7 protein-coding genes are annotated in these 11,073 nt (G+C 70.3%); 5 read left to right on the forward strand and 2 right to left on the reverse strand.

The window, feature by feature from the left end:
- Positions 1–16 precede the first annotated feature (16 nt).
- The gene (locus PQI07_RS26390) at positions 17–799 is read left to right on the forward strand and encodes a nuclease-related domain-containing protein (RefSeq protein WP_274928004.1); all 783 of its coding nucleotides are present in this window, start codon (positions 17–19) and stop codon (positions 797–799) included.
- A gap of 7 nt (positions 800–806) precedes the next feature.
- Here the strand turns inward: PQI07_RS26390 and PQI07_RS26395 are convergent, their stop codons facing one another.
- Positions 807–1,124, reverse strand: a complete 318-nt coding sequence (locus tag PQI07_RS26395; protein ID WP_274928005.1) for a hypothetical protein — start codon at positions 1,122–1,124, stop codon at positions 807–809.
- An 81-nt stretch (positions 1,125–1,205) separates the two neighbouring features.
- Between PQI07_RS26395 and PQI07_RS26400 the strand changes: the two genes are divergently transcribed.
- From PQI07_RS26400 to PQI07_RS26415, 4 genes are all read left to right on the forward strand, one after another.
- Complete coding sequence (locus PQI07_RS26400; RefSeq protein WP_274928006.1) at positions 1,206–1,754, forward strand: GNAT family N-acetyltransferase; 549 nt, start codon at positions 1,206–1,208, stop codon at positions 1,752–1,754.
- A gap of 108 nt (positions 1,755–1,862) precedes the next feature.
- Entirely contained in the window at positions 1,863–2,159 is a 297-nt protein-coding gene (locus PQI07_RS26405; protein WP_274928007.1) for a hypothetical protein, read from the forward strand.
- A 151-nt stretch (positions 2,160–2,310) separates the two neighbouring features.
- Positions 2,311–3,939, forward strand: a complete 1,629-nt coding sequence (gene dnaG / locus PQI07_RS26410; RefSeq protein ID WP_274928008.1) for a DNA primase — start codon at positions 2,311–2,313, stop codon at positions 3,937–3,939.
- A gap of 144 nt (positions 3,940–4,083) precedes the next feature.
- Positions 4,084–5,097, forward strand: coding sequence for a hypothetical protein (locus PQI07_RS26415; RefSeq protein ID WP_274928009.1), 1,014 nt, complete (start codon positions 4,084–4,086; stop codon positions 5,095–5,097).
- Positions 5,098–5,115: 18 nt separating this feature from the next.
- Here the strand turns inward: PQI07_RS26415 and PQI07_RS26420 are convergent, their stop codons facing one another.
- Entirely contained in the window at positions 5,116–11,070 is a 5,955-nt protein-coding gene (locus tag PQI07_RS26420) for a DEAD/DEAH box helicase (RefSeq protein WP_274928010.1), read from the reverse strand.
- Positions 11,071–11,073: the final 3 nt, after the last annotated feature.

Genomic DNA, 11,073 nt, shown 5'->3' on the forward strand with positions numbered 1-11,073 from the left:
ACCGCCCGAGAAGCCAATGAGCCTGCTACCGAACGCCCCGGATCTCTTCGGATCGCTCGCCGCGATCGACGGAACCCTGGCCGCCCCGGCGCTCGTCGTCGCCGGCGGCCTGCTGGCGTCGTCGTTCGTCCTACTGCTCGGCCTCATGCGGAGGCCAGAAGCCATCGCGAGCGAGAGCCTCGCGGCACGGTTGGCGGCCAAGGCCGAGATCGGCCGGGTCGCCACCACCTCGCTGCACGACGTCAGGGTCCCGACGCCCATCGAGACGCTCGCGGTGGACCATCTCGTCAAGGCCGGCGGCGGCGCCGTGCTGGTCGGCAGCGTGGCTCTGGACGGCATCGTCGAGGGCGGCGCGCGGGATCCCGTCTGGAACGTGACGCAGGGCCGTACGACGCGGACCATCCCGAACCCGATGATCCAGGTCGCGCAGCGGGTCCAGGCCGTGCGTCAGGCCTCTCACGGTGCCCTGCCGGTCACTGGTCTGGTGCTCTACACGGGCGAGGCGAAGTTCGAGAACGGGTCGGCTCCCGAGGGTGTCGTTCCGGTCAAGGCCGCGGGCGCGAAGTTCGCGGAGCTCTCCGCAGGAATGCCGACGGACGCGCCGCGCAGCCGCGCCTGGGCCGTACTGTGCGCCCAGCTGCTGAAGATGGACGCCCGGCCGGAGACCCGTCCCGCAGCACCCGGATCGTCGGCGCGGGTCGTCGCGTTGCGCCGGCCCGCGGGCGACCGGGACCGATCCGCCGGCGTTGGCCGGAGCGGCGAGATCTTCGCCTTCCCGGGTCCGGCCGCGCGGAGCTGACCACGTATCAGGGACGCGGCGCGGCTGCCGTCTCGTGCGGGAAGCGGATCTCCAGCACGGACCCCAGATCGAGGGTCCGGGCGCCGAACAGCAGCGCCTCCTCGGCCAGCGCCGCCAAAGCCGGCCCGTCGTCCTCCAGCGTCGATAGACGCTGCCCGTCGCTGACGGTGCACGCATCGATCAGGTCGCCGTTCCCGGCGGAGAAGCTGAACTCCTTGGCCGCGGTGGTCGTCAGGTTCGAGCACGGCCAGTGCGAGGCGAACTCCTCGACCTCTTCCCTGTCGACCTCCACGACGAACTCCCCACCCTGCAGACGTGCACGCATCGACCGATCCCTTCCGTTCCTTCGAGGGTAGACGGTGCGATCGAAAACGGCCACGTTGGTGTTCCTTCACGGAGACCGGCAGTGGACGCTCGTTACGCGATCAGGCGCCTCGTGCCCTCGGATGCCGGGGCCCACCGCGGGCTGCGGCTCGAAGCAATCGCGACCACCCCCCTGACGTTCGCCGAGGAGCTCGACCGGGCCGCCGCCCGTTCGGTCGCGGATCACGAGGCGGCCCTCGCGCAGGACGGGGAGACCGCGACCTTCGGAGCGTTCCTCGGCGGGGATCTCGTCGGCATGGCGTCGCTGACGCCCAAGCGCCCGCCATGCGCCCACATCGCGAAGCTGTCCTCCGTGTTCGTGGTGCGCGGACATCGGCAGGCCGGCGTCGCGGCCGGTCTCGTGGCACGCGCCGAGACAGCGGCCCGCGCCTTGGGAGCCACGCGCATCACCCTGGCGGTCGCGACACACAACGATCCGGCGCGGCGGCTGTACGAGCGTCTCGGCTATGCCGTGTACGGCATCGAGCCCAGCGCCATGCGGCTGGACGGCGTCTTCGTGGACGAGGAGCTGCGCTCGAAGTTCCTGACCGGGCCGGCGGTTAGCGTCGCGGACGCCTTCCTGGCGGCCTGAGGCACGGAATCCATCCAGCGCGTCTGCGATGCGCGGGCGGAGGGCGCCTTTGATCTTTCCCGGGACCAGGCCATCCTCGCCCGATCGAAGAACGACCGGGGTCCCGCGATGTCCGATGCAGCCGAATTCGACCGTGCCGTCGCCGAGCGCATGGGATATCCGAACACGTTGCGTGCGACCGGGTTCGACGCGAACGGCATCCCGATCGAGGTCGCGCTGGTCGTCCCCCATCAGGGCGGCGACCAGTACGCCGTGGTCACGCACTACGACTGCAATCCCGACGACGACTGCCGGGGGACCAGCGAATTCCACGGTCACCCGACCCTGGAGGAGGCCGAACGCGACTACGAGGATCAGGTGGCCAGGATCGCCGCCGATCTCGCTCCGCGGGTCTCGCCGCGATAGCCGTCCAGCACCACCACTGCGCACGCCCGTGCAGGGGACGCGCAGCCGCGGCACAGCTGCGCAGTCCGCGCCAAGGAACGGAGTGGTTTTGTTCACGTTTTGATCTCATAGTGAACGGCGAACCTTCAGCCGCCCTCCAAAGTCCGACGGCATGCGCTTCACCACGGAGATCCTGGACGAGATCCGATCCCTGGTTCCGGTTTCCCGGGTGGCCGGCCGCCGCGTCTCGCTCGTCCGGGCGGGACGCGAGTGGAAGGGACTGTCGCCGTTCCAGCACGAGCGCACGCCGTCGTTCTGCGTGAACGATCAGAAGCGCTTCTATCATTGCTTCTCGTCGGGGCGCCACGGAGACGTCTTCACCTTCCTCATGGAGACCGAGGGGCTGACGTTCCCCGAGGCCGTGGAGGCCCTCGCGGCCGAGGCCGGCATCGATCTGCCTCCGGGACCGGCCGAGGCCCATGTCGGCCGGAGCGGAAGGCGAGAACTCCTCGACGCCCTCGAGGCCGCCGGCACCTTCTTCCGCGCGCGTCTCGCCGACGAGGAGGGGGACGACACGCGCTCGTTCCTGGACCGCCGCGGCATCGACCACGCGGCGCGCGAGAGGTTCGGCATGGGCTACGCGCCGGCCGGCCTGAACGACTTGCGCGATCATCTTCTCGGGCTCGGCTTCGACGACGGAACGCTCGCCGACGCGGGACTGGTGGGCAGCGGGACGACCGAGCTCTCTGAATTCGACCGCTTCCGCGACCGGATCACCCTGCCGATCACGGACGCGATGGGGCGGACGATCGGCTTCGGCGCCCGGGCCCTGAGCGATCGGCCGGCGGCGAAGTACCTGAATTCCCCCGACACGCCCGTCTTCCGCAAGGGGCAGGTCCTCTACAACTTCGCTGTCGCGCGGTCCCAGCCGGACACGTCCGGCAGGCTCGTCGTGGTCGAGGGCTACCTGGACGTGGTCGCCCTCGACGGAGCCGAGCGCCGCAGGACCGTGTCCACCATGGGCACGGCCCTGACCCGGGAGCAGCTCGCGCTGGCATGGCGTCTCGACGACGAGCCCGTGCTCTGCTTCGACGGGGACGCTGCGGGTCTGCGCGCCGCCCACAGGGCGATCGACGTCGCGCTCGAAGCCCTCGAGCCCGGGCGATCGGTCCGCATCGCGCGCCTGCCCGCGCAGCAGGACCCGGACGCGCTGGTCCAGGCCGGAAGGGTCGACGAGTTCGACGCCGCCCTCCGCGAGGCCGAACCGCTGGTCGACGCCCTCTGGCGCCGGGAGACGGCGGGCAGAGCCGTCGATACGCCGGAGCGCGCGGCCGGCGTCGAGGCGTCGCTGCGGGCGGCGCTCGCACGCATCCGACACCCCGTCGTCCGCCGCCACTACGGTGTCGAGATCGAACGCAGGCTCGGCGGGACCGCGCGGTTCGCGACCGGCGAGGCGATCCGGACCGATCCCGTCGAGGCCTCGGTCGTCGCCATCCTGGAGGCGCATCCGGACCTCAGGGCACCCTACCGCGACGTGCTCCGTCGGGTCGGACTGCTGACCCCCGAAGGTGGGCTGCCCGGGTACGATCCGGCGGCGGTTCCGGCGGAGGACGGGTGGGCCTCCGGCATGGGTGCCGATCCGGTCCTGGTGGATGCACTGATGGTCGAACTGCTACGGGTCCTCGGACGGCGCTCGGTCGCCCGCGCGGAGGAGGTGCTGGATGCGGCCTTCCGACCGTGTGCGGTCCCGGTCCAGGCATACGTACCGCCGTGCCGCTGGCATGCGAGGCTCGCGGGATAGGGGCCGTTTGCCCCTTGCGCCGCTGCTCCCTACCCATGGGGCGAGGTGTGCGAGATGCTCCTGTCCGATCTTCCGCTGTACCGAGCCCGGATTCCGGCACCCTGCGACGTCGTCGATCGGCGAACGGGGGCGGCCGACCGTCTGATGGTGGAGCTGGACGTCGAGATACCGATCGACTCCGGCCGCAGGCTTCCCTATGGGGCTCGCTTCGGCGACGTCTGGCCGGTGAGCCGGCTCTTCTACGGTCGGGGGCACGGCTACGACAGCATCGGAGAACTCGACTATCTCCGCTCCGGCGACGACTTCCTCGCCCCGGACCACATTCTCGGCGTCCACCATCTGAACCAGCCGGGGGTGGTCCATCGGTCCTCCGGCTTGGCGCTGGTATCCCTTCGCGCATTCGCGGACTGGGCGGAACTCGTAGGCGATCCGAACTTCGACCTGGGATGGCGGCAGCCTCACGCGGCGACCGGCCAAGCGTTCCCCTTCGATCCCCTGAAACAGACCCCCGTCCCGATGGATGACAGGTTCAGGGCCCGGTACTCCTTCGACGGAGCCTTCCCCGACCGCCTCCGGAGGGTCGCGCGCGAGAACTTCGTGATCCGCCCCGGGGGCGTATGGATGCGGATGCCTCTGCCGGTCTGGCGGATCTTCGAGGGGACGATCGGTCTCGATCCCTTTCCTCGCGGACCACGGGCCCAGACGACGAGCTTCGCGCTCGACCGGCTGGAGGATGTCGAGGCCCAGCTGAGGGCGACCTCGGGACGCGCCGAGACCGCGATCGCCGGGCGCTCGGCGCGGATCCTCCACCTGGATGCGGACGTCGTCGACGGCGGGCGCGACGACCTCGACGTGCTGTGCCGGACGGACGTGCGCGACGCCGCCGCGGCCGCGGCGCGGGTGCTGCCGACGCTCGACCCGGCGTCGATCGGCGTCTGGCACGCCCTGGTCAACTCGCCGCCTCCCGGAGACCTGCAGGACAGGCGGGAGGCGGCCTCGGCGTTCGTCCGGCTCGCCGAGGGCATCGCGGCGGCCGAGCCGTCGGACGAACGGAGCCTTTGGCTCGATCGGCACGACATCCTCCGGTACCGGCTCCAGGCCCTCGAACTCCCGCGCACCGGGCCCGACAACCGTCCGGGGGTGCCGGGCCCGGCCTGAGGGGTCGGACCGACCGTCTCAGGCGGCCGCGCCGTGCATCGTCATCGACGGTGCCGGTGGCCGGTCCACCGCCCTCTCCATGGCCTGCAGCGGACGCCGCTCCAGGTCGAAGGTGTCGACGAAGCGGGTCGGCGGCCCGCCCAGCGACCCCAGGAGCCGCATCGGAAGGTCGGCGTCCGTCCGCCAGAGCGGGTGGACGATGACGAACCGCATGACGACGCGTCCCGCGGTGTTCCGCTCGAGGATGCACGGGAGCTTCATCGTCCGGCCGACCTCGTCGACGTCGTAGATCCGCGGCCGCATCCCCTTCAGCGACGCGGCGAGTTCGCGGGCCCTCGCCAGCCACCCGTCGATCTCCGGCAGGCTCTCCTCGCCCGGATTGAGGCCGCAGGCGTAGCCGGGGACGGTCATCGCCCGCAGGTAGGCCAGACCCAATCTCCAATCCAGCAGAGAGTGATAGCGGCGGTTGTTGAACTTCTGCAGGCACTTGTAGCAGGCCGTCTGGCACCGCTCCTGGTGGCTGCCTTCCGCGTCGACGGCCATGAACGCGCTCTGCGGCCACTTCCCGGGCTCGTCGAGGATCTCCCTGGCGAGGTGGACGATCTCGATCTGCCCGTCGGACGCCCGCTCCTGTCCCAGCCGGCGGCAGAGACCCGATCCGTTGATCAGGGCGTCGGCGATCTGGAGCATCGGGCGCCGGTCCCGTCGGCGGGGTTCGAGCGCCTCGAACTCCTCCGGCGAGACGTCCAGATGCAGGGCTGCCTTCTGCACCAGCATCTGCGTGGCGCTGATGGCGGCCGCGCGGGTGCCGATGTGGAAGTAGTCGCCCTTCCTCGCGACGAGATCGAGCGAGAGCCGCGGATCGAAGTCCGTGAGCTCGAGATAGATCGCGTCCGTCTCCTTGCGCGACATCAGGCCGAACCGCTCTACGGTTCCGGCCTGGGCCGAGAAGCGCGATCCCTGACGGAGCAGGAAGTCCGTCGAGATCGCCTGCTCCTGCAGCTGCGCGGGGCGCCCCCGGCCCGGGATCGGGACCGACCTGTCGGTGGCCATCTGGGTCTCGAAGAAGGACAGCTGCCCCTGGTCGTCCTCGACGCCGTCGTTCAGGTGCATGATCGTGATGCCGGCCCCGCGCCGGACGCTCAGGTTGCCCCGATCGACCGCGGTGCCCTGCTGGAGCACGGTCGCGACGGTCCGGAAGGTCATCGTCCCGATCTCGTCGAGGTCGCGGTCCTCGGCCTTGAAGTCGGTCCTGAAGCCGTTCGGCGTCACGTACCGGTTGAACCGGTCCGGATCGACCGTGTCCGAGCAATCGTGGCACGTCACCGGCTGGGAAGGCATGCCCTGCTCGTGACGGGCGGAGCCGCAGGTGCCGCAGATCGCGACGTGGGTCTCGTCGCCGTACCAGTTCGGATCCGCAATCAGGTCGATGTCGGCTCCGCGCACCTGCGGCTCCAGCATCGAACCAGTGAACCCGACGACGCGGTGCCGACGCTTGTCCTTGGTCAGGATCGCGCCGGGTGCGTACTCGTAGACCGCAAGTTCGAGATCGCGGTCCATGGTGGACCAGTACCACTCGTCCCGGACGTTCTCGGTCTTCTCCAGCCCGATGTAGAGGTTCCGGACGCGCGTGGGCATGCCGTACATCGGCAGGAGACCGCGCTCGGCCAGGAACACCGCCAGTCCGCCGTCGGCGAGCGGTCGGCTTCCACGCAGGGCCTCGATCTCGGCGACGAGCGCGGCGGGCGTCAAGGCCGCGAGCCGGGCACGCTGGCCGGCCCGCGGTCCGATGTCGTCCGACGCCACCTCGACGAAGCTGTCGCGCACGGCGACCGTCCGCTCGAGGGCGTCGAGCAGGAGCGCCGGCCAGTCGGTCGCCGCGTCGTCGTAGTAGTCGGAGAGCTTCACGTACTCGCCGTGGACGTCGGGCGGCACGAGCGTGTCGCCCGGGTAGACCAGACCGGCCGCGTGGCGCTCCGCGCGCAGGATCCGGAACGCCTCCCGCAGCCAGACCTTGCGGAGCAGACGCCGGGGGATCGGATCGTGGTCGACGGCCAGGAAGGGCGGCGGCGGAGCGTCGCCCGTGATCGCCTCCGGATGGGCGAAGTAGTACGCGTCGTGCGACCGGCCGCGGCAGAAGGTGGCCACGAAGGAGAACGCCTGATTGCGTCGTCCGGCCCGCCCGACGCGCTGCTGGTAGTTGAAGCGCTGGGGCGGCATGTTCGCCTGATAGACGCTCTGCAGCGAACCGATGTCGATGCCGACCTCCATCGTGGTCGTCACAGAGAGCATGTCGATCTCGGAGGCGAGCTTGGCGACCTCGCCAACCTGACCGACGAAGATCGCCTTGAACTTGCGCAGGCGGTCGGCGAAGTCGTCGGTCTGCCCGGTGAGCTCTTCGCAGCTGAGGCGGAAGCGCGGGACGTTCTCGTCGTGCCCGCGCACGATCCGCCGGCCCAGGAAGTTCGCGTTCCACAGCTCCTCGACCTGGCCCGTCGGCGCCTGGGCGAGGGGATCGTAGCAGCGGGTGCACCGCCCGAGACCGCGGTGGAGATGGACGCGCTCGCAGTTCCCGCACCGCCAGAAGCTGTCGCCCTCGCGGGTCACCTTCAGGAAGACGTGCCCGACCCTGACGACGCCGAGCTGGTGACCGAGGTCGGAAAACTCCTCGAGGACGTCGTCGACCCGCGTGCGCCAGCCGGTCCCGTACAGGGCCCTACCGAAGCGCGCGACCTTGTTCGTCTCCCGGATCTGGTTGCCGCCCTTGGTCCACTGGGTGAATCCCTGCCGGTCGAACCACTTGTTCTCCCAGACCCGGCCGGCCCCCGCGAAGACGCGCAGCCACGCGTCCAGGGCGTCGACGTCGGGCCCGACGCCCCTTTGGAGCGACGGGTAGGCGAGGCCGGTCTCCTCAAGGGCGAAGAAGGTGTTGGCGAACACCACGTCGTCCGAGAGCTCGTCCTGCTGCCGGTGGATGAGGTTCTGGAGCTGGCCCACGTCCTGCTGGCTGAGCCAGCGGGCGAAGCGGATCTCGTCGCCGTGCTTCTCGAACGCGTCGAACCAGGGCCGGTCCATGAACCTCTTCCGGCCGACCTCGTCGAAGGGATGGATCCCCAGCCGGACGTATTCGGCCACGAGGTTCGAGACCGCTCCGCCGGCGTTTCCGCCGACCTGGAAGAGGCGGTCCAGGCGGACCTTCCTGTTCGGGATGTCCAGATCTTCGTCGCTGTCCCAGCGCCTCGTCAGGGCCGAGAAGGCCGTCAGTTCGTCGACGGCCGACATGTCGCCGGACGCGACCCGCATCGACAGGTCGACGATGCGCGCCTGACGATCGGCCGGCGGAACGTATCCGGCCGCCTCGTGGTCGATGTAGCTGCGGGACACCGCCACCAGCACCTCGCGGCGCAGGTCTCGGAGATGCAGCCTCTCGATCTCCAGGGCCTGCGTGGCCGCGTCCTGCCGGCTGTCCGAGAAGACGATGCTCTTGGCCTCGGCGCCGACGGCGTGGAGGAGCTCGAACAGCTCGGTGGCCACGAGCTGCGAAGCCTTCGACACGCCGGTCCTGAACGCGCGGATCGGCGAGCGCGACCGGTTGCTCCTGGGCCGGTTGGAATAGTCCGTCCCGCATTTCGGGCAGCAGTACGGCTGGGCCATCCTGCGGCCGATGACGTTGCCCTTCGCATCGTGGAAGGCGGCGTCCCGCTGGTAGTAGAGGTGCCCGTCGATCTGCCCCGGATTGGGCTGCCCGCCCACCACGACCACGCCGGTGCCGGGATCGAGGACGGCCCGGTCCCACTGGTCGTATCCGCGTTCGGACGTCTCCGGCGCGTCGGTCCGAGGCCAGAAGACCGCGAACTGCTCGAAGGTCATGCGGTCGTAGTACTCGGTGCCCCCCTTCTCAGGGAGGCCTTCGAGGTCGGCCGACGACGGCAGCAGCTCGACCTCGGTGTGCGAACCGGACGGCACTCCCCGCTGCCCGCCTACGAGGACCTCTCCGCAGGCTTCGCAGTAGATCATCTCGAACAGGCGCGGGCCGCGGCCGCCGTTCGAGGAGCGACCGTGCGTCAGGCCCCGCTCGATCGTCAGATCGGAGAAGGTCACGGAGCCGCCCTGCGTCGCCGGCGCCCCGAAGAGACCCTCGACGTTCCGGATGAAGGTGTGGACCCGGAAGGAGGGCGTTCCGTCCGGCACCCTGGTCCTGAAGTTGCCGCTCTCGGGCAGCGCACGGGCCAGCATCAGCCCGCGCAGGGCACGATCGTCGTCGCCGTCGGTGCCGAAGATCCTCTCCGACAGAACGCGGACCGAGGTGGCCCGGACGTTCTGCCCGTCGCGGCATGCGCCGGTCAGGATCTCCGCGGCCTTGGTGGCGACGGACCTGCCGAGGTCGATCTTCGGGAGATCGTCGGCCACGCCGATCGCGCGTGCCGCCTCCCTCAGGGCGTCGAGGACCGGATCCGGATCCCCTGCGGCTCGCTCCGGTACCTTGGCGACGAACGCCCCGGCCCCGCCGGCAGCCTCGAGCAGGCGCACGAAGGGCTCGGGTGCGAGCCTCGCGCCGTCCCAATCGGGAAGAACCGGCCGGCCGGGCACGATGCAGTCGAGCCAGAAGGCCTCATCGTTGCTGCCCTCGTCGCCCGCGCCGGTGCTGGTGCCGAAGGGTGCGAACAGGTCGCGCAGATAACGGCGGCTCTGATGGCCGGCCTCGCCGTCCATCGGCAGCGAGGCGCTTGAGGCGAGGATGCGGAGCTTGTGCCGGTGCTCGGGCCGATCCAGCCCGAGGCGCTGGATGAGGGATCGGACGAGGAAGGAGACCTCGGTGCCGGCGGATCCGCGGATGAGGTGGAGTTCGTCGAAGATCAGATGGAAGTAGGCGTTCTCGTCCGAGAGCAGCCAGTCCCGGGTCTGGTCGAAGATCGTGTCCTCGACCTCGCGCGACAGCATGGCGCCGAGCATCGAGGCGTTGGTCACCAGGATGTCGGGCGGGGTGGCGTGCATGTCCCAGCGGGACAGCATCTCCCCGCCGTCGACGGCGGGGAAGATGAAGCGCGTCGGGTCGGGGGCGTCCTTGCCTTCGGCTGCCGCACGGGCCCGGGCGGCGGCATCGTGGGCGCGGGCCGCGTTCTGGTCCTGGTCGTACTGCCGCATCACGGCGCGGAGTTCCTTGAGGCGGCGCCGGCGGCGCTTCTTCTCCTCGGGGTCGGCGCTCCGGCGCGGATGCCGGGCGTAGCCGGTGACCTTGGTCTCGCCGGTGTACTTGCCGAAGAAGATACGGTTGCCGCCCAGGTGCCTGTCCATCGCATCCCGGGCGGCGTCGGAGTCGAGCGCCCGCCGCAGACGGACCATCTGGTCCTCGACGAGGGCGTTCATCGGGTACAGCACGAGCGCGCGCACGGCCGCCGGCCGGTTCTCACCCGTACGCCGGGCGGTCCAGTCGGCCTTGTCGTCGTCGAACCACCGGTCGTCCAGGTAGTCCGCGTCGGGAGCCTTCCAGCTGCGCGCGGCCTCGGACGCGATCGCCGCCAGCGTCGGCAGCATGAAGCTCTCCGTCTTGCCCGAGCCGGTGCCGGACGTGACGATGCCCGGATGGCCAGCGAGGAGGCCGCGCTGGAGCATCCTGACTTGGTGCAGGTAGGGCCGGTTGCGCGACTTCCTCGCGAGCTCGGATCCGGCGGGTGCCGGCTCGGAATCGAACAGCCCGGCCAGGGCGAGTTCGACGAAGGCGACGCGCTCGTCGCGGTTCAGCGGCTTCAGGATGCCTTCGGGATCGTCGTCGATCAGCTGTTCGAGGTAGCGTTCCGAGGCCACGTAGCGGAGGACCGGCTCCACGAACGGGTCCGTCGCGAGCACGTCGCGGCGCGCGAGCAGCTCCCGTCGGGCCGCCGCGGTGCCGACGTCGGCGATCCGGAACGCGGTCTCGAGGTAGGTGGTGAAGAAGTCCTTGATGCGGCTCCAGCCGCCGACGGGATCGAGCATGCT

Origin of the sequence: Methylobacterium sp. 092160098-2 (assembly GCF_028920805.1) — a bacterium.
Classification (GTDB): domain Bacteria; phylum Pseudomonadota; class Alphaproteobacteria; order Rhizobiales; family Beijerinckiaceae; genus Methylobacterium; species Methylobacterium fujisawaense.